At 82.1% G+C, this 530-nt stretch carries 2 protein-coding genes; both read left to right on the top strand.

The genetic code is table 11. The annotated features are described in order from the left end of the window. The coding region (locus PYV61_RS26510) for a PilN domain-containing protein (protein ID WP_275836890.1) at nt 1–322 on the top strand (322 nt) is incomplete at its 5' end. Further along, the coding region (locus tag PYV61_RS26515; RefSeq protein WP_275836891.1) for a hypothetical protein at nt 319–530 on the top strand (212 nt) is incomplete at its 3' end. The genes PYV61_RS26510 and PYV61_RS26515, both read left to right, overlap by 4 nt.

Raw genomic sequence — 530 nt, forward strand, 5'->3', positions numbered from 1 at the left:
CGCGCGGCTGCAGGCGCTCGACGCGTCGGCGCGCGCGTCGGCGGCGCTCGAGGCGCGCCGCGCCGACCCGCTGGCCGTGCTGGAGGCGCTCGGCGAGCGCCTCCCCGACGGCGCCGCCGTGTCCGCGCTGCGACAGGAGGGCGACGCGTGGACGGTCGACGGCACGGCGCGCGACCCCGCGGCGGTGGTCGACGTGCTGGCCGCCGAGCCGCGGCTGGCCGACGTGCGCGCGGTGGCGCCGAGCACGCGTTTCGCGGACGGGGGCGTGCCGGTCGAGACGTTCTCGATCGCGTTCCGCGCGGCGGCCGGGGGCGCGCGGTGACCGCGCCGCGGCCGGCGGGGGCGTCGGGGTCGGCCTGGGGCGCGCTCGGCGCGCGCGAGCGACGCACGCTGGCGTGGGGAGGCGTGGTGGTCGCGGTCGCGCTGTTCGGGACGTACGTCGCGCTGCCGTTCGCCGACCGGTGGGGCGCGCGCGAGGCGACGACCGCGGTGCGCGAGGAGCTGCTGGCGCACGCGCGCGCGCTCCCGGC

The organism is Roseisolibacter sp. H3M3-2, from assembly GCF_029211165.1.
Lineage (GTDB): Bacteria > Gemmatimonadota > Gemmatimonadetes > Gemmatimonadales > Gemmatimonadaceae > Roseisolibacter.